The organism is Pseudomonas moorei (genome assembly GCF_042846945.1).
Taxonomy (GTDB): Bacteria; Pseudomonadota; Gammaproteobacteria; order Pseudomonadales; family Pseudomonadaceae; genus Aquipseudomonas; species Aquipseudomonas moorei.
Window position 1 is genome coordinate 3737348 of the sequence record NZ_AP035776.1, and the last position, 18461, is coordinate 3755808.

An 18461-nucleotide genomic window follows, 5' to 3' on the forward strand; every position below is an offset into this window, starting at 1 on the left:
GCGCTCGTGACGAGTTGCCACGCCTGCGCGCCATGCCCGTGACCTTGCCCTAAATGGCCAGCAGTTACCCCGGCGGGACTCAAGGAATGAACCGATAGCCAACACCCGTCTCGGTCACCAGGTGCCGTGGCTGTGAAGGGTCCACCTCGACCTTCTTCCTCAACCCGCCCATGAACACCCGAAGGTACGGCGTATCGGTGGTGTGGGAGGGGCCCCAGACTGCTTTCAACAGTTGCAGATGCGTCAATACCCGATTCGGGTGCGAGCAAAGATGCACCAGCAATCGATATTCCAGCGGCGTCAGATGCAAGGGTTCACCACCACGCTCGACCACGCGACGATCGACATCGATGCGCACCTCGCCAAAACTCAGCACTGAATTGTTATCGGCATCCTTCGCCTGGCGGCGCAGCAGTGCGCGGACCCGGGCGAGCAGTTCTCCGGTGCCGAAAGGCTTGACCAGATAGTCATCGGCGCCGCTGTCCAGGGCGAGGATTTTGTCCGATTCGGCACCCCGGGCCGATAACACGATGATGGGCACGGGCGACCAGCTGCGGACATCGCGGATCAGCTCGATGCCGTCGCCGTCGGGCAGGCCCAGGTCGAGCACGATCAGGTCGGGGCGGCGCGTGCCGGCGTCGATGATGCCGCGGTGCAACGTATCGGCCTCATGCACTTCCAGGCCTTCGGCTTGCAGTGCCATGCGCACGAAACGGCGTATTTCCTTTTCGTCCTCAACGATCAGGACATGGGGCACGGGTTCGTTCATGACGGCTCCTCGTCCGTTTGCTGGGTTAAGGGTTCGATCACGGGTGGGGTTTCGCGGGGCAGGCGCAAGGTGAAACAAGCACCACCCTGGGGCCGCGTGACGCCGACGATGGTCCCGTCATGCGCCCGGGCAATCGCCCGGCAGATGGCCAGGCCCAGGCCGACGCCGGGGATTGAACTTTCCTTTTTGCCACGCATGAATTTGTTGAAGATGGCCTCTTCCTGCCCCGGTGGCAGGCCATGCCCTTCGTCGGCGACCCACAATTCGACGGCCTCCGGTGTGGCGTTGGCACCAACGCTGATTGCGGTGTCGGGTGGGGTGTATTTGATCGCGTTTTCGATCAGGTTGATGAGGATGCGCTCGATCAGCACCGCATCGATACGCACCGGTGGCAAGTCGTCATCCAGCGCGACGCGAACCGAACGCCCGTTCAGAATCGGCTGGACGGTTCGCAGGGCGCTGCCCACCACGTCCTCGATCGGCTGCCACTGACGATTCAATTCCACCTTGCCGGATTCCAGGCGCGCCATGTCCAGCAAGTTGTTGACCAGCGTGTTCATGCGCAATGCTGATTCGCCCACGGCGCTGGCGATTTCGGCGGCTTCGCCGGTCAAGGGTGGCTTGGTCAGTTTCAGCGCTTCGGCGAGTCCGACCATGACCGACAGCGGGGTTCGCAGGTCGTGGGAGATGGCCGAGAGCAGCAAGTTGCGCAAGCGCTCGGACTCCATGTGAACCGTCGTGTCCTGAGCCACGTTGATGTAGTGAATCCGCTCCAGGGAGATGGCCAGCAACGAGGCACAGGTGTCGAGCAGGCGCCGCTGTTCCGGCACCACCAGCCGGGTGGTATCGCGCGGCTGCACCGCCAGTATCCCGCGCACCCGCATCGGCGCCGACAAGGGCAAATACAGCGTGGAACTCGAGGGCAGGGTGTCGGTGCCGTAGCCGGCCGGCTCGGCTTTGTCGAATGCCCACTGGGCAATGGCCAGGTCGACTTGCGGTGCGTCGCCCGTGATCAGCGGTGCCTGGAGTTTGTTGTTGTCATCGGCCACCAGCAAGGCCGATCGGGCACCGAATTCGGCCGTCAGAAACTGCGCACTGATAGTGGCCACCTGTTCGGTCATCAGCGTGGCGGACAACAGGCGCGACATCTCATAGAGCGCGCGCATGCGATCTTCGCGCCGTTGCGAGACCCGCGCCTGGTACTTGAGGCCGGCGGTCATCTGGCCAATCACCAGAGCCACCACCAGCATGACGATGAACGTCACCAGGTATTGAATATCGGCAAAGGCGAAGGAATAGCGCGGCGAGACAAAGAAAAAATCGAAGGCGCCGACCGACACGAAAGACGCCATCACCGCCGGGCCGCGACCGAAGCGCACCGCGACGGCAACCACCCCCAGCAAAAAGAGCATGACGATGTTGGCTTGCTCGAGTATGTCTGCCAGCGGCAGGGCAACCAGCGTCGTCCCCGCGCACAATACGGCGCTCCACAGATAGGCGGGCCAGTGGATGGGGCTGTCGCGAGTTTCAGGCGTGTTCTCAGGGCGTGGACCGCTGGCCGGCAGCGAGATTTGAATCACATCCAGATCAGCGCCCAACTTGCCGATCTTGTCCGCCAGCACCTGGCGCCAGAAACGCCGCCGCGCCAGCGTGTCCCGGCCCAAAACGACTTTCGACAGGTTGTGTTGCCGGGCGTATTTGACCAGCGTTTCGGCAATGTCCTGACCCGCCAGCGTCGCGATCTGTGCGCCCATGTCCTGAGCCAGTTTCAAGGCCGCCAGCACCCGTCGCCGCTTGGCATCGGCCAGGCGTTGCAGGGACGGGGTTTCGACGTACACGGCGTGCCACGGCACATTCAGTTGGGCGGCCAGGCGAGCGGTTGAACGCACGGTCTTTTCCGCCTGGTCGTGGGGGCCGACGCAGGCGAGCAGGGAATCGCGAGTGCCCCACACCGGTTTGACCGAACTGTTCTGACGGTACTGCAACATGTCACTGTCGACCCGGTCGGCGGTGCGCCGCAGGGCCAGTTCCCGCAGGGCAATCAGGTTGCCCTTGCGAAAGAAATTCTGCACCGCACGCTCGGCCTGTTGCGCCAGGTAGACCTTGCCTTCTTTCAGGCGCTGCAACAGGTCGTCGGGGGGCAGGTCGACGATGACCACTTCGTCGGCCGTGTCGAATACATGGTCGGGCACGGTCTCCCAGACCCGGATGCCGGTGATGCCGCCCACAATGTCGTTCAGGCTCTCAAGATGCTGGACGTTCATCGTGGACCAGACGTCGATACCGGCGCTGAGCAGTTCCTCCACGTCCTGCCAGCGTTTTGGGTGTCGCGAACCGACGACATTGGAATGGGCCAGTTCATCGATAAGGATCAAGCCGGGCGCACGGGCGAGCGCGGCGTCCAGGTCGAATTCGGTGACGGTACGGTTTTTGTCGACGATGCGCTTGAGGGGCAGCGACTCCAGGCCGTCGATTAGCGCTTGGGTTTCGGCGCGGCCGTGGGTTTCGACCACGCCGATCAATACATCGATGCCCTGCAGTTTTGCCGTGTGGGCGGCCGACAGCATGGCGTAGGTCTTGCCGACCCCGGCGCTGGCGCCGAAGAAAATTTTCAGCCGACCGCGTTTGGCTTGCTCGTCCTCTTGGCGAATCAGGGCCAGGAGCTGGTCCGGGTCGGGACGTTGTTCGGCCATCACGCTCACCGTGAATGAGCTTGCGCTCAGTGTGTGGCGTCGAGCGCCAGGTTCAGTGCCAGCACGTTGACCCGCGGTTCGCCGAGGAACCCGAGCAGCGTGCCTTGCGCGTTCTTGTCGATCAGTTGGCGTACCTGTTCGAGCGGCAGGTTGCGCACCCGTGATACCCGGCCGGCCTGGTACATCGCAGCCGCCACACTGATATGTGGATCAAGACCACTGGCGGAACTGTAGACCAGGTCGGCGGGCACTGTGGCGGTATTGCCTGGATCCGCCGCGCGCAGGGCGGCAATCCGCCCCTTGACTGCGTCCATCAATGCCGGATTCAACGGGCCCAAGTTCGATCCGCCCGAGGCCAGCGGGTTGTAGGGCATGGGGCTGGTGGCGGAAGGGCGGCTCCAGAAGTACTTCGGATCGCTGAAACCCTGACCGATCAACAGTGAACCCACGGTTTTGCCGTCCCGTTCGACCAGGCTGCCGGCGGCCTGATGGGGAAAGACCAGCCGGGCAATCCCGGTGGTGACCAGTGGATAGGCCAGTCCGGTGAGCAGTGACAGAGCAATGAACAGAATCATCGCGGGACGGAGCAGAGATAACATGGCCGTACTCCCTCAAGTCAGACCGACAGCGGACAACGCCATGTCGATCACTTTGATACCAATGAATGGAACGATCACCCCACCCAGTCCGTAGATCAATAGGTTGCGCCGCAACAGCAGGGCCGCACCGACCGGGCGGTACTTCACGCCTCTGAGCGCCAGGGGAATCAGGAAAATGATAATCAGCGCGTTGAAAATCACCGCCGACAGCACGGCGGAGTTCGGGCTCGTCAGGCCCATGATGTTGAGCGCGGCGAGCTGCGGGTACGTGGTGACAAAGGCCGCAGGCACGATGGCGAAATACTTGGCGATGTCGTTGGCAATCGAGAAGGTGGTCAGCGAGCCACGGGTCATCAGCATCTGTTTGCCGGTTTCCACCACCTCGATCAACTTCGTCGGATTGCTGTCCAGATCGACCATGTTGCCGGCCTCCTTGGCCGCCTGGGTGCCCGAGTTCATGGCCACCGCGACATCGGCCTGTGCCAGCGCCGGGGCGTCGTTGGTGCCGTCGCCGGTCATGGCCACCAGCCGACCTTCGGCCTGGTAGCGGCGGATCAGCTCGAGTTTTTGCTCCGGCGTGGCCTCGGCCAGGAAGTCGTCGACGCCGGCCTCGGCGGCGATGGCGGCGGCGGTGACCCGGTTGTCGCCGGTGACCATGACGGTCTTGATCCCCATGCGCCGCAATTCGAGGAAACGCTCCTTTATGCCGCCTTTGACGATGTCCTTGAGTTCGATCACGCCCAGTACTTTGGCTCCGTCCGCCACCACCAGCGGCGTGCTGCCCCGGCGGGCCACCTCGTCGATGATGGTTTGCACGGCGTCCGGAAAATGCCCGCCCTGGGACTGGACGTGCCGCAGGATCGCTTCGCCGGCGCCCTTGCGCAGTTGCCGGCTGCCCATGTCGACACCGCTCATGCGGGTCTGTGCGGAGAAGTGCACGAAGTGCGCGTCGAGCGCGGCAATGTCGCGTTCACGCAGGTTGAAGCGTTGTTTGGCCAGTACCACGATGCTGCGGCCTTCGGGGGTTTCGTCGGACAGGGAGGCGAGTTGCGCCACGTCCACCAACTCCGCTTCCTTGACCCCCGGTGCCGGCAGGAATGCCGAGGCGTGACGGTTGCCCAGGGTGATGGTCCCGGTTTTGTCGAGCAGCAAGACATCCACGTCACCGGCCGCTTCCACCGCACGGCCGGACGTCGCGATCACGTTGGCTTCCATCATGCGGCTCATGCCCGCCACCCCGACCGCCGAAAGCAAACCGGCAATGGTGGTGGGGATCAGGCACACCAGCAACGAGATCAGGACGGTGATCGAAACCGGTGTGCCGGACTGGGCCACCGCCACGCCGAACAGCGAGAAGGGCAGCAGCGTCACCGTCACCCCCAGGAACACGATCGTCAACGCCACCAACAGGATCGACAGGGCGATTTCATTCGGCGTCTTTTGTCGTTTGGCGTTCTCCACCATGGCGATCATGCGGTCGACGAAGGTTTCGCCAGGGTTGGTGGTGACGCGAATGACAATCCAGTCCGACAGGACCCGAGTCCCGCCTGTTACCGATGAGAAATCCCCCCCGCATTCCCGAATCACCGGGGCCGACTCACCGGTGATGGCCGATTCGTCCACCGAGGCAGCACCTTCGATGACCTCGCCATCGGCGGGGATCAACGAGTTCGCGAGGTCGCCGGCCTCGACCACCACCACATCGCCTTTGCACAGGTCACTCGATTGCGCCAATTGCCACTCGGCACCGTAGTGCGGCTCGCGCAGTTTCTTGGCCCAGGTTTCCTTTTTCAGGTCGCGCAGCGAGGCCGCCTGAGCCTTGCTGCGACCCTCGGCCAGGGCTTCGGCAAAGTTGGCGAACAGCACGGTGAACCACAGCCACAGGGCAATCGCGAGAATGAACCCGGCGCTGGCCTCACCCTGGCCACGCAGGGCCTGGACCCACAGGGCGCTGGTGATGAGCGCTCCGATGTAGACGACAAACATCACCGGATTGCGCCACTGGATCCTCGGATCGAGTTTGTGCACGGAATCGACCATGGCCGGGCCAATCAGTTTCGGGTCGAACAAGGTGAACGCTTTGCGTGTCATGTTCGTGGTCTCACTTGATCAATATGAGGTGTTCGACGACGGGGCCCAGCGCGAGCGCCGGCACGTAGTTCAGCAACCCGACCAGCAACACCGTACCGATCAGCAGCACCACGAACAGCATCCCGTGGGTGGGCATCGTGCCGCCGGTGACCGGCAAGCGTTTTTTCGCGGCCAGGCTACCGGCGACAGCGAGCACCGGGACGATCACGCCGAAGCGTCCGAACCAGCAGCCGATGGCCAGCATGATGTTGTAGAACGGGGTGTTGGCGGACAGCCCGGCGAAGGCGCTGCCATTGTTGTTGGCCACCGAGGTGAAGGCGTAGAGGATTTCCGAGAAGCCGTGGGCGCCGGGGTTGGCGATGCCCAGCCTGCCGGCGTCGGCCATGACCGCGATGGCGGTGCCGAACAGCACCAGCAAGGGCGTGACCAGAATCGCGATGGCGACCATTTTCATCTCGTAGGCTTCGATCTTCTTGCCCAGGTACTCGGGTGTCCGGCCGATCATCAGACCGGCGATGAACACGGCGAGGAGGGCGAATATCAGCATGCCGTACAGGCCTGAGCCGGTGCCGCCGAACACCACTTCGCCCAGTTGCATCAACACCAGAGGCACCGCGCCGCCCAGCGGGGTAAACGAGTCGTGCATGGCGTTGACCGCACCGCAGGACGCCGCCGTGGTCACCGCCGCAAACAAGCTGGATGCACTGATGCCGAAGCGCAGTTCCTTGCCCTCCATGTTGCCCGCCGCCGTGTCGATGCCCAGTGTCGAGAACTGCGGGTTGCCCAGTTGTTCGTAATGGGTGACGGCCACCACGGCGATCACAAAGATGATCGTCATTGCCGCCAACAGCGCCCAGCCCTGGCGAATGTCACCGACGATGTGGCCGAAGACGAAACACAGTGCGGTCGGGATCAGGAAGATCGCGATCAGTTGGAAGAAGTTCGTCAGTGCGGTCGGGTTTTCATAAGGGTGCGCCGAGTTGGCGTTGAAGAAGCCGCCGCCATTGGTGCCGAGCATCTTGATCGCCTCTTGCGAGGCAACGGGGCCCATGGCGATGGTTTGCTTGTCGGTGCTGGCGGCCACGGTGACCGGGCTGCCCTGGGCATCAAGCTTGGGTTGACCGGCGTCATTGAGCACCGGGGCCTGGTACTGCATGACTTCCAGGGTCGAGACGTCCTTGTACGGGTCGAGATTCTGGATCGACCCTTGGCTGACAAGGAACAGTGCGAAGATCAACGACAGTGGCAGCAGTACCCACAGGGTGATGCGGGTGAGGTCGGCCCAGGCGTTGCCGATGCTGGCCGCGCTGTGCCGGGCGAATCCGCGAATCAGGGCCACGGCGACCACGATGCCGGTGGCGGCCGAGAAGAAGTTCTGCACCGTCAGCGCGAGCATCTGGGTCAGGTAACTCATCGTCGATTCGCCGCTATAGGCTTGCCAGTTGGTATTGGTGACGAAACTGGCGGCGGTGTTGAACGAAGAGTCCGGTGTAACGGCGGCAAACCCCTGGGGGTTGAACGGCAGAATGCCTTGCAACCGTTGCAAGGCATAAACGGCCAGGAACCCCAACGTGTTGAACAGGATCAAGGCGAGCGCGTACTGCAGCCATCCCATCTGCGTCTCAGGCGTGACCCCGGCCAGTCGATACAGCGGGGACTCAATGCGCGCGCCAAAGGCAAACCGGCCCTCCATCACGGTGGTCAACCAACGCCCGATCGGCCAGGCCAACAGCGCCAGCACCAGCAGGAAGACCGCGAGCAGGACCCAGGCTTGAGTCGTCATAGGAAGTCCTCCGGAAACAACAGCGCCGCAATCAGGTACACCAGCAACCCGGCCGCAATGATGCCGCCGAACAGATAGAAGCCTGTCATGACCGTCTCCTGTCGAGCGCCGCACAGCCGTAAGCCAGGCCGACCAGAATGATGAAAAACACCGCACCGAGTAGCAGATAAATGAAGTCCATGGCTTTTCCTCCCGCGATGAGGAAAGCCTAGAACGATGCCTGGTAAGTTGTCAGAAAGATCGGGAGGCGAAGAATAAAGATCTTGTAAAGATGTACCGGATTGATCCGCCATGATCGCCCGCAAGCCGGCTTCTACAGGTTTGACCACCTCGACGCGGTTGAAAACCGCAGCAAGCGCACATGTGGCCGAACAATCGAGACGCAGAAAATCCGCGCTAAGTGGCCATGGAAGGTTGGGGCGCGCGATGACAGTTCAGGCACCAAACGACGCCTGTCAGCAGCAGTGCGATGGCGGCCAGCTCATACCCGTCGGGTAGCCGTTGCTCCCATAAAAAACCAAAAACCAGCGCCGCCAGCGTTTCGATCACGAGCACTTGCCCACTGAGTGCCAATGGCAGGAGCCGGCTGGCCTGGTTCCAGCATGCCCCACCCACCACCGACGACAAAAGTGCCACGCCACCGGCCACCATGAGCCAATGCAGCCATTCCGACGTGCCCGGTGTATCTGTCTGAAAACCGAATACCGGTACCGCCAACAGCAGTGATTGAGCACCGGTCACTACGCCGGTCAGCAGTGCCCAGTCAGGGGAGGAGACGCCGGCCACTTGCACTAACCGCCGGGCATTGCTGACCGCGAACCAACTCCAGGTCAGCAATGCGCCTGACGCGCATAAAATCCCGGCGATGTTCGTCGATGTATCGTGACGGTCGCCATTGATCAGTGCGTGCCAGCTGATCAGCACGACCCCCGCGACAGCACAGCAAAGCGAAGGGAAGAGCTTTCGCAAGGAAACGGCATTGGCGTCATGACGCCCGGCCAGGGTGACGAGCACCGGAATGAGCCCGACGATCAGGGACGTGGTAGCGATGCCCACCAACTGGACACCGGTGCCCACCAGTGCGTAGTAAACGAGGTTGCCGATCAGGCTCAGCCAGAAGAGCGATTTCCAGTCGGCGACGGTGAGACTGGCGCAGACACGCCTCCAGCGCGGCATGAGCAGGACGACCGAGAGGGCGCCGTAGCAGAGGAATCTCAGGACCGCGAACTGCAAGCCGCTCAACCCCGGCGTCAGCTGTGGACCGAGGAAAATCACCCCCCAACACAGGCCCGCGCACACCCCGTAGCCGGCGCCCTTCAACAGTGATCGATCAGCAAACATTTCACCCGCGCCCCCACACCGCAAAGCCTGCAGTCTGGAGCGATTGATCCGGGAAATATTGTCGATAACTCCTGGCTTTTTTACCCAGGCTGTTTTTGAGCCTTGCGATAAACCGCCGGGGTTGTAGCGCTCACACGCTGCATGGCACGGGTCAGCGCCGCCTGATCGGAAAAACCGGCACGCAAGGCGATGTCCGCTATTGGTAATGCGGTGCCACGCAACCATCGTTGAGCTTCGTGAATGCGCAACTGCGTCAACCAGGCTTGAGGGCTCATCGCGAACAATTGCCGGAATCGCTGGTGGAGCTGGCTCATGCTCATGTTGGCTGCTTGAGCCATGGCCTCGTTGCTCCAGTTGGCGCCAGGGTTTGCGCGCAGACGGGCGATCAATTGCTCCATGGGCGACGAAAAGGCGGTATCCGAGCCGAGCGATGACAGCAGCAGGGGGGCCAGTTGGGAGGCGCCGATGGACAGTTGCTCTTTACCGATCAACTCGGCGAATTCGATCAGCCGCCGGGTCGCCGGGGGGATTGGCACGTATATTTGCCGGGCCAGACGCTCCATCTGGAGCGTTTCCAGCGTCGTCGCTGCACAGTCCAACACCAGAAAACGGCTGTCAGCCTGAGCGAGCTGCGAGTGCACTGAGCCAGGCGCCACGAGCGCCGCCAGCGACGGATCGATGCAGCCCCCGCGACCGTCCACGTCTATTTCCATCCGACCACACACCGGCAGTACCCATTGTGCAAAGTCATGGTGGTGGTGAGGGTTTTCCCCCTCGTAGCGTCGAACTTCAAGGCTTGGAAGCATGGGTGCACCATTGCGGCTGTCGGGCGATTCGAGGTTTGGCGTTCCACCGTGCCCGTGCACCGCACGGGTATCAGCGTCAGACGTGGGGCAGCGGATTCTAGCACCTGCCGATCAACCCGTTAATCACGCAGGTTGGTGGCTGGACGCTTGCGAAAGTAGGCAAAACCGGGCGCTTTACTTATGGCGCTGGTAAAGGGATCGGCGGTCCCAGGGCGTCTGGCAGAGAGAATGTACCCTGTGTGGACGGCCGACCCTATGGCGTGGAAAGGGCTATACGCTGCCTTCAACATCGTCCAGGCTGAAGGTCTCGGTGTGGTCATCATAGGAGAATATTTCAGCGTAACGCCCCCAGGTGATCACGCTCTCCAATGTTTTCTCCACAAACGCATCGGTCAGTGAATCCTCCAGTTCCTGTTCAAAACGCACCCGCGGCGCGCGGTGGCCGTTTCGTTCCTGCAAGACCTGGCGAATGCGCGCGGCCAGTGGCACGTGTTTGACCAGGTGTTCGGCAAACAGGGCTTTGCGTTCCTGGGTTCCGTAGTCAGCGAATAGCTTGCCGGCCTCGGTGAGGGTGATGTCGGCGCCCTTGAGTTCGGCAAAACCCAGGTGCTCCAGCATTTCTGCGACCGGGAACAGGTCGTCCACCTCCAGCAAGCGCCGTTCCGCGACGTCGGGCAGGCCTGCTTCACCGTTATACGGCTCGGCCGCCAGCGTTTCGATCAGGCCGGCGATGAGGTTGGTGGAAACTTCCGGCAGCGGGCTGCCCATTTTCAGTTCGGCTTTGCCGGTGCTGGCGTCGGCGCTGCGGCGGTCTGTCATCAAGGCATAGATGTCGTCGACCATTTGCCGAAAGGTCGGGTCCAGGCGGTTGCGCGGATGCTCGAAAGGTACTTTGATTTCGGCGACCACTCGCCCTGGGTTTGATGACAGGACCAGAATGCGGTCGCACATCAAAACCGCTTCTTCGATGTTGTGGGTCACGATCAGGATGGATTTGATCGGCAGTTGCTTGCCGCTCCACAAGTCCAGCAGGTCAGTGCGCAGGGTCTCGGCGGTCAGCACGTCCAGTGCGGAAAAAGGCTCATCCATCAACAGCAGGGTCGGGTTCACCACCAGGGCGCGGGCAAATCCGACCCGTTGGCGCATGCCACCGGACAACTCCCGGGGGTAGGCGTTTTCGAACCCGTCGAGGCCGATCAGGTCAATCGCCGCCAATGCGCGCTTGCGGGCAGCCTTGCGTTCGACCTGGAGCGCCTGAAGACCGGCTTCCACGTTTTCGAGGACCGTCAGCCAAGGGAACAGCGCAAAGGTCTGAAAGACCATCGCGACACCTTCGGCCGGCCCGGTGAGCAAGTCACCGTTGTAGCGAACTTCCCCCGACGACGGCGCTATCAGGCCGGCAATGATGCGCAGCAAGGTGGATTTGCCTGAACCGGAACGGCCCAGCATGCCGACGATCTCGCCTTCTCGCAGGGTCAGGTCGACATCGCTGAGCACTTGCAACTCGTCCTTGCCCTTGCCAAACGCCCGGCTCACGTTGTTCAGCGCATAGATTTCGGGGGATGCCTGTGTGTGTTCTGTAAAGGTATTCATGACATCGAATCCCGTTAGTTGAGACGGAGTTTGTTTTCAGCAATGGCGTACATCGGCCGCCATACTGCGCGATTGAAGGCCACGACGAAGAGCGACATCACCACCACGCCCAAGGCGATTTTAGGGAAGTCACCGGCCGCCGTGTTCTCGGCAATGTAGGCGCCCAGGCCATGTGCCATGACCTTGTCCTGTCCCCATGAAACGAATTCGGACACGATACTGGCGTTCCACGCGCCGCCCGAGGCTGTAATCGCTCCGGTCACGTAATACGGGAAGATGCCCGGCAGCATCACTTTGCGCCACCACAACCAGCCGCGAATGCGGAAGTTGGTTGCGGCCTCGCGGAAGTCATTGGGGAATGCGCTGGCGCCGGCAATGACGTTGAACAGGATGTACCACTGCGTGCCCAGCACGATCAGCGGACTCAGCCAGATGTCCGGGTTCAACTGGTAGCGCAGGATCACGATGACAAACACTGGGAACAACAGGTTCGCAGGAAAGGCCGCGAGGAACTGCGCCAGTGGCTGGATTTTTTCCGCCAGGTGCGGACGCAAACCGATCATCACCCCCAGCGGCACCCAAATCAGCGAGGCCACGGCAATCAACAACGCCACCCGTACCAGGGTAATCAGCCCCATGCCGAGCACATGCCCGACTTCACCGAGTGTCACTTCGCTGCTCATGTAGAGGGCGATGTGGTACAGCGTGTAGAGGGTCAACACGGCAATCAGCGCGCCCCAGACCCAATCGATCAGGCGTGAGGTGGCCGGGCTCGAAGACGCGGCGGTGCGGTTCGAGCGCGGCAGGCTGAAACGTCGATTGCCGATTCGGCCGATGGTTCGGGTGATGGGACGCAGCACGCGCTGGACCACGCGCGTGCGCTGGATCAGCTTCAGCACCCATGATTCCGGCGAACCTGCCTGGGACGCGGTGTTTTCCATGCGGAATTTATCGGCCCAGGCCACCAGCGGCCGGAACAGAAACTGGTCGTAAATCAGGATGACCGCGATCATCGCCAGAATGACGTAGCCCACGGCGTGCAGGTTTTGCTGCTGGATGGCGACCGCCAGGTATGAACCCACGCCAGGCAGCATCACGGTCTTGTCGCCGACGGTGATGGCTTCGGAGGCCACCACGAAGAACCAGCCACCGGACATGCTCATCATCATGTTCCAGACCAGCCCCGGAATGGCGAAAGGCACGTCGAGCTTCCAGAACTTTTGCCAGCCGGACAATTGAAGGTTGCTGGACACTTCTTCCAGGTCGCGCGGCAGCATGCGCAGTGACTGGTAGAAGCTGAACGTCATGTTCCATGCCTGACTGGTAAAGATGGCAAAAATGGCGGCGAATTCAGCGCCGAGCACCCGCCCTGGAAACAGCAGCAGGAAGAACGTCACGGTGAATGAGATGTAGCCCAGTACGGGCACCGATTGCAGGATATCCAGCACCGGCACCAGCACTTTTTCGGCCCGTCGGCTTTTGGCGGCCAGCGTTCCGTACAGCAGGGTGAACACTAGGGACGCGGCCATCGCCGCGAGCATGCGCAAGGTCGTGCGCATTGCATATTCGGGAAGGTTGGTCGGGTCGAGTGAAATGACTTCACCCTGCAAGGTGGACATCGGCGCCCAGGTTTCCCGTGCTGCTATCGAGAAAAACAGCAAGAAACCGATCACCAGCGGCAGGGCGACCAGATCCCAGCGGTTGGGCAGCAGTCGCAAGGCCGTGGCCGGAATGTAATGACGGAATACTTTGTTCATATTCAGTGATTCCAACAGCGTTGTATGTGAGGTTCATGACCATCAGCCAACACGTTCTCGAGCACACGCGCCTGAATCTGCTCATAGGCAGTCTAAGCACAACATACGCTTGAAGGTTGGTAAAACAGCTGAGAGAGGTCACGCAAACAAACGCTGAAGGCAGGAACAGAAACCGCACGTTTCATCAGCAAGGAAAATTGCTGGATAAATCCTTCACACGGCTCGATTCAGCTTGGCTTCTGTGTACATGACCCACCGAGAATGGGCAGGGTCCATGGTCGGATACTCCTGTGGTGGGTTGATATGGATAGGCAGGCTGGATAAGCGAAATGATAGTCCTTCGACTCTAACGCCGCCCAACTGTCAATTTGTGAGTGGCAGTCACAGGGGTCGGCTGTCAACTCATCGCTTTCCAGAGAAAAGTATACGGATCAAATTGTTACAAGAGATGAAAAAAACGTAATTTTTGAAGGTTAAAAAATTCACATTTTTATGCAGGGGGGGGCGCGCGACACTTCTTTGGGACCGTGCCGACGAGTCTACGCCGGGATCAACGAAGGGCCGAGAGCCTAATCAATGTAGTGAGTCGGGCAGGGGGGAGGAACGGCGCGCTGTGTGCCTCACGTCCATGGGGTTTCAGTGCATTATTTTTGCACTCTGGCCATCCGCCGACCGCTCATGAAGCACAGGGAACCACCCATCGCAGTCAGTGCGCTTAAGGCATAGAACATCGTGGGCGCCGCAGTGTGCATCAGCAGGAAGCCACAAATTACCGGACTCAGGGCACCACCGAAAGCCGCCAGGTTTTGGGCACCGTAGTAGCTGCCGCGCAGCTCTTCCGGGGCCAGGGTGTCGACGAAGAGGAATTCGGCCGGGTAGATGATCATTTCACCCAGCGTGAAAACGAACATCGCCACGCACCAACTCAGCATGTTGTCAGCCAGGCTGAAGCCGATCAGGCCGCAGATGAACAGGCTGGTGCCTCCGGCAATCCAGTAGCGCAGCTTTTCGCGATTGAGGAACCGGCCGATCTGGTACTGCAACAGGATCACGCTGATGGCGTTGCAGGCGAGCAGGGCGGCCATGATTTCCAGGGCACGTTTGGAGTCGTGGGTCACCAGCAGGTATTGCGACAAGTAGAGGGTGTAGCGCCCGTGCACCACCGTACTGAGCAGGCAGCCGCCAGTGAACATGATCAGGGTGCGGTCGTTTTTCAGGGTGACCAGCGTCTTGAAGAAGCTTTGCGGTTTACCAATGGCCGGTGTCTGCGCGGCATCACTGGGGATGCCTATCATCAGGAAAATGCTGAAAAACGCGATGCCGGCGGCAATCAGGAACGGCGCAATCGGATAGACCCCGGCGATCACCACGCCGAGCATGGGGCCGGTGGCATAGCCAATGTTGGTCAGGGTATAGCGCAGGGAAAACGCCTTGGCACGCTGGCCCATGGGCAGGTTTTCGCTGAGGATCGCTTTTGAACCGATGAGAAATAGCGCTGACGCGGTCTCGGTGACCACCAGGCTCATGGTGGTCAGGTAGAGGTTTTGGGCAAAGGTCAGCAGTACGAAACCGATGGCGCTGGAGAGCATCGCCAGGATCAGCAATCGGCGCTTTTCCAGGCGGTCGATGACATAACCGCCATACAGCGCCAGCAGCGTGGCGATGAACACCGCGATACCGAGCAGCAAACCGACGTCCTGCTGGTTGAGGCCCAGCTTGTGGCTCAGGAACAGCGTGAGCAAGGGGCTGGTAATGGCGCGGCTGACCACGATGGTCAGTGAAACGATCATCAAGCGGCGAATAACGAGCGAGTAAGTGGCCACGGTGGTGCAAATGTCCTTATTCAGGTTTCGGGTATTCGGCCAGTCGCCGCCAATCACAAGCAGGTTCGCGATGAGGTCCGGCGAGCGACTCAGTACTCAAATCAGCCACCGCTCAAGCGTGCGCACCGATTCCAATTCTTCAATTCGCCACAACTGCCCCAGCAAGCCTTCAGCCTGTTGTCGCGGTATCACCCGCATCGTCAAGCTGAAAAACTTCTCCTCCAGCGCCACGTCATTCAGTGGATTGCCTGGCGCGCCCAATGGCACTTCAACGCACAGGCTTGCCTGCCGACCATCCACGGTCCGCAGCGTCACCACGGGCTCGCCATCCTCTGGCCGTTGCGGGTCCACTTCCAGATGGATGCGCGATAGCCATTGGGTCATGCGCGGGGCGCTGCGTTGGTCGTCGTCATAGGCCTGCAACCGGCAATGCCCCTGCACCAGCCGCGCGGCCAAGGCATATGGCAGGCTCATCTGTGCGGCTGCGAGGCTGCTGACGTCCTGACCGCCACACATGTCCTGAAGAAACCCGCACAGGGAAACCCGCACGTCTTCGACCTGGTCGACCCCCACATTCAGTTGATCCAACAGCAAACCAAGGGCGTCGATGGCCGAATGGGTGCCGCGACAGGAGGCATAGGGTTTGATCGAGCAGCGGGCGAGCTTCCAGACCACACCGAGGTCCGCATCCAGCGCTTCGGGCGTTGCGGTCGCTGGAGCGAGGGTTTTCAGAAAACCACCCCAGACCTCCTCGAACAACTGCGTCGGCCCGCTGATGCCCTGTTGCGCAAACCGCGCCGCCAGCAGTCCCCCTTCGGCGGCGCGCCCACTGTGCAGTTTCTTGCTTTGCGAACCGTCGTGGATGAAGGCCCACAGGCCACCACTGAAGCTGCCGGCGATGCCCAGCGCCGCCAGGGTTTGCCGCGCATCCAGGCCAAGGATGCGAGCACTGGCCGCCGCTGCGCCGAACACCCCGCAGGTCGCGGTGGAATGCCAACCGGCGCCGTTGTGGGCTGAATAGCCACCGCAGGCTTCGAGCACCCGGCGACCGACTTCGTAGCCGATCACTACGGCAGTGATGAACTCACGACCACTCACCGGCTGCGGGAGCATTGAAACCGCCGCCATCACCGCCGGCAGCACGACGGCACCGGAGTGATCGCAGCCGCCGGTGTCGTCCAGCTCCAGAGCATGGGCGGCGACACCGTTAAGCATCGCTGCCTGAGCCGGGCCAACCTGCAGGTCCGTGCCCCAAACCGGCACCTCACCGGTTTCACTGGCAAACACCATGCGCGCCTGTTCCGCGACACCGCCAGTGGCTCCGGCCAGCGTTGCACCGAAGGTATCGAGGATGTGCCGCTTGGCCTGCGTCACCAGCGCAGGCGGTAGATCTTCAAACCGCAACTCAACACAGAATTGCGCCAGACGTTGCAGGCGTTCGCTCATGACACGTAATCCCGATAATGCCGCTCATAAACTGACGCCGGGTGATCCTCGGCAACCGGTGCCGCGTTGTCTGCCCACCACTGTGCGACCTCGGCACCCGTGGCGATCCACACGTCATCGTGCTGTTGAATGCCTTCGATCAATTCGCGCAATACGCCGATGCGTCCCGGCGTGGCGATGATTTCCGGGTGCAGGCGCAGCACGTAGCAAAGGCCAAAACGGTGAAACCCGGCGAAGTCCATTTGCAGGTTGCCCAGGGTGTGGCTGTAGGACGCGATCCGCGATTGCGCCGGAGGCACTGCCGGGCTGAGGTTGAAGGCGAAGTAAGGCTCGTCCTCCAGTTCATAATGCAGAGGCAGTTCAATGACTTGGGGTGCAGTCGGGTGAGCGAATGGCAAGTCATCGCCGCGCCACGACGATGACCAGCGAATGCCCTGATCCTTCAAAGCCTCGATGAACCCCGGCGCACCATTGCCCGCCGGGATGCGAAAACCGGCTGGACGTTGGCCGGTCAGCTCCGCCAAGGTCTCACAGCCCTTGGCGATGTCGTCGCTTTGCGCGGCCAGGTCCAGGGTGTCGTAGTTCTGATGACGATAGCCGGCGCAGGCGATCTCATGGCCGTCGGCCTGGATCGCCCGAATGTGGCCGGGGTTTTCTTCGGCGACGATACCGGGGACAAACCAGGTGCTGGACACACCGAGTTCCTTGAAAAGGCCGAGCATACGCTCCACGCCCCGTTGTGTGCCGTAGCGCCAGACCGACAATGTCTTGTCGCGCCCGGCGACTTCCGGGGCTTGCGTGAGGATGCCGTGGATGTCGTTGTAATCGACGGTCAGTACCACGGCGCAGCGATAGCCTTGGGGCCAGACAGCGGAATCAACCATGGTGATGCTCCTTGAGCCACCACTGGGCGACATCGCGGCAGGTGGCGAACCAGACGTCGTCGCGCTGACGCATGTGTTCGAAGAGTTTTTCCAGCAACAGGATGCGGCCCGGTTTGCCGGTGATCTTGGGGTGGAACAGGGTCGTCAGGCATAACCCTTCATTCATTGCGCCGTCGTATTCGCGGCACCAGTTGTCGAGGGTCAGCTCATAGCTGGCGGTACGGTCCAGCCCCGAAGGGAAGTCCGGCGCACGGGTGTAGGCGAGGGAGGCGTAGTCGTCCATTTCCCAACGACCGGGGATCTCCACCAGTGGCGTGGTGTGGCCGGGAACCTTGACCAGGTACGGCCGGTCATCGCCGCGCATGCTGCTGGAGTACGTCACGCCAGCCTCCACCAGCACCGCCGGGGTTTCGGCGCGCCAATCGCCGGAAGGCGTGCGGAAGCCTTCGGCGCGGATGTTCAGGTGTTTCCAGAACACTTCACGGGACAGCTTCATGACGTCCTTTTGCTGCTGCAGCGTCAGGGCGTAAAACGATTCGTGTTTGTAGCCGTGGTAAGCCACTTCATGCCCGCGTTCGACAATGGCCTGGCACTGTCTTGGCCAGTTCTCCACGACCCAGGCCGGGACAAAGAACGTCGTCGGCATGCGGAAGTCGTCGAGCAGATCGAGCAATCGCGGCAATGCCCGGTAGGGGCCATACCCGCCGAAACCGAAGTATTCCGGCTTGCGCCAGATCGAGCCGTTGAGCATGGCATCGCCAGTCGGGCCGTCGAGATCGAAGGCCAGGGCGAGGCAGGCTTTGTGGGGGGCGGGCCAGGTGGCTGGGGGTGAGGAGGACATCGGTGATGCTCCAACTATTTATAAGTAAACACCGG

At 61.4% G+C, this 18461-nt stretch carries 14 protein-coding genes; all 14 read right to left on the reverse strand.

Translation table 11 applies throughout. The features are described 5' to 3' along the window. Window positions 1–79: 79 nt before the first annotated feature. Window positions 80–769 carry a response regulator gene (locus ACGJAX_RS17680; RefSeq protein WP_390955533.1) on the reverse strand — a complete coding sequence of 230 codons (690 nt, stop codon included), beginning with the start codon at window positions 767–769 and terminating at the stop codon, window positions 80–82. Further along, a complete protein-coding gene (gene kdpD / locus ACGJAX_RS17685) occupies window positions 766–3462 on the reverse strand; it encodes a two-component system sensor histidine kinase KdpD (RefSeq protein ID WP_390955534.1) in 2697 nt (898 codons plus the stop codon). Before kdpD ends, ACGJAX_RS17680 begins: the two co-directional genes overlap by 4 nt. A gap of 26 nt (window positions 3463–3488) precedes the next feature. Continuing rightward, complete coding sequence (gene kdpC / locus ACGJAX_RS17690) at window positions 3489–4061, reverse strand: potassium-transporting ATPase subunit KdpC (RefSeq protein ID WP_247255008.1); 573 nt, start codon at window positions 4059–4061, stop codon at window positions 3489–3491. 12 nt (window positions 4062–4073) lie between these two features. Then, a complete protein-coding gene (gene kdpB / locus ACGJAX_RS17695) occupies window positions 4074–6152 on the reverse strand; it encodes a potassium-transporting ATPase subunit KdpB (RefSeq protein ID WP_390955535.1) in 2079 nt (692 codons plus the stop codon). Between the two features lie 10 nt (window positions 6153–6162). After that, window positions 6163–7935, reverse strand: coding sequence for a potassium-transporting ATPase subunit KdpA (kdpA, locus tag ACGJAX_RS17700; RefSeq protein WP_390955537.1), 1773 nt, complete (start codon window positions 7933–7935; stop codon window positions 6163–6165). Beyond that, a complete protein-coding gene (kdpF, locus tag ACGJAX_RS17705) occupies window positions 7932–8024 on the reverse strand; it encodes a K(+)-transporting ATPase subunit F (protein ID WP_090320031.1) in 93 nt (30 codons plus the stop codon). Before kdpF ends, kdpA begins: the two co-directional genes overlap by 4 nt. 307 nt (window positions 8025–8331) lie before the next feature. Then, on the reverse strand, window positions 8332–9276 hold the full coding sequence (locus tag ACGJAX_RS17710) for an EamA family transporter (RefSeq protein ID WP_390955539.1): 945 nt from the start codon (window positions 9274–9276) through the stop codon (window positions 8332–8334). Between the two features lie 80 nt (window positions 9277–9356). Beyond that, on the reverse strand, window positions 9357–10082 hold the full coding sequence (locus ACGJAX_RS17715) for an AraC family transcriptional regulator (RefSeq protein ID WP_248916409.1): 726 nt from the start codon (window positions 10080–10082) through the stop codon (window positions 9357–9359). A 270-nt stretch (window positions 10083–10352) separates the two neighbouring features. Further along, complete coding sequence (locus tag ACGJAX_RS17720) at window positions 10353–11675, reverse strand: AAA-associated domain-containing protein (protein ID WP_090323316.1); 1323 nt, start codon at window positions 11673–11675, stop codon at window positions 10353–10355. Window positions 11676–11689: 14 nt separating this feature from the next. Further along, window positions 11690–13432, reverse strand: coding sequence for an ABC transporter permease subunit (locus ACGJAX_RS17725; protein ID WP_390955540.1), 1743 nt, complete (start codon window positions 13430–13432; stop codon window positions 11690–11692). Between the two features lie 644 nt (window positions 13433–14076). Beyond that, entirely contained in the window at window positions 14077–15255 is a 1179-nt protein-coding gene (locus ACGJAX_RS17730) for an MFS transporter (RefSeq protein ID WP_390955541.1), read from the reverse strand. A 96-nt stretch (window positions 15256–15351) separates the two neighbouring features. Then, window positions 15352–16701: an MmgE/PrpD family protein gene (locus tag ACGJAX_RS17735; protein WP_390955542.1), complete on the reverse strand. Its 1350-nt coding sequence runs from the start codon at window positions 16699–16701 to the stop codon at window positions 15352–15354. Beyond that, complete coding sequence (locus tag ACGJAX_RS17740) at window positions 16698–17585, reverse strand: polysaccharide deacetylase family protein (protein ID WP_390955544.1); 888 nt, start codon at window positions 17583–17585, stop codon at window positions 16698–16700. Before ACGJAX_RS17740 ends, ACGJAX_RS17735 begins: the two co-directional genes overlap by 4 nt. Further along, complete coding sequence (locus ACGJAX_RS17745) at window positions 17578–18426, reverse strand: polysaccharide deacetylase family protein (RefSeq protein WP_390955545.1); 849 nt, start codon at window positions 18424–18426, stop codon at window positions 17578–17580. The genes ACGJAX_RS17740 and ACGJAX_RS17745 overlap by 8 nt, the downstream gene beginning before the upstream one ends. Window positions 18427–18461: the final 35 nt, after the last annotated feature.

Bases quoted from the DNA above. Each gene is read 5' to 3' on its own strand.
- ACGJAX_RS17680 (WP_390955533.1), bottom strand. From the start codon at position 769: ATGAACGAACCCGTGCCCCATGTCCTGATCGTTGAGGACGAAAAGGAA.
- kdpD (WP_390955534.1), bottom strand. From the start codon at position 3,462: ATGGCCGAACAACGTCCCGACCCGGACCAGCTCCTGGCCCTGATTCGC.
- kdpC (WP_247255008.1), bottom strand. From the start codon at position 4,061: ATGTTATCTCTGCTCCGTCCCGCGATGATTCTGTTCATTGCTCTGTCA.
- kdpB (WP_390955535.1), bottom strand. From the start codon at position 6,152: ATGACACGCAAAGCGTTCACCTTGTTCGACCCGAAACTGATTGGCCCG.
- kdpA (WP_390955537.1), bottom strand. From the start codon at position 7,935: ATGACGACTCAAGCCTGGGTCCTGCTCGCGGTCTTCCTGCTGGTGCTG.
- kdpF (WP_090320031.1), bottom strand. From the start codon at position 8,024: ATGACAGGCTTCTATCTGTTCGGCGGCATCATTGCGGCCGGGTTGCTG.
- ACGJAX_RS17710 (WP_390955539.1), bottom strand. From the start codon at position 9,276: ATGTTTGCTGATCGATCACTGTTGAAGGGCGCCGGCTACGGGGTGTGC.
- ACGJAX_RS17715 (WP_248916409.1), bottom strand. From the start codon at position 10,082: ATGCTTCCAAGCCTTGAAGTTCGACGCTACGAGGGGGAAAACCCTCAC.
- ACGJAX_RS17720 (WP_090323316.1), bottom strand. From the start codon at position 11,675: ATGAATACCTTTACAGAACACACACAGGCATCCCCCGAAATCTATGCG.
- ACGJAX_RS17725 (WP_390955540.1), bottom strand. From the start codon at position 13,432: ATGAACAAAGTATTCCGTCATTACATTCCGGCCACGGCCTTGCGACTG.
- ACGJAX_RS17735 (WP_390955542.1), bottom strand. From the start codon at position 16,701: ATGAGCGAACGCCTGCAACGTCTGGCGCAATTCTGTGTTGAGTTGCGG.
- ACGJAX_RS17740 (WP_390955544.1), bottom strand. From the start codon at position 17,585: ATGGTTGATTCCGCTGTCTGGCCCCAAGGCTATCGCTGCGCCGTGGTA.
- ACGJAX_RS17745 (WP_390955545.1), bottom strand. From the start codon at position 18,426: ATGTCCTCCTCACCCCCAGCCACCTGGCCCGCCCCCCACAAAGCCTGC.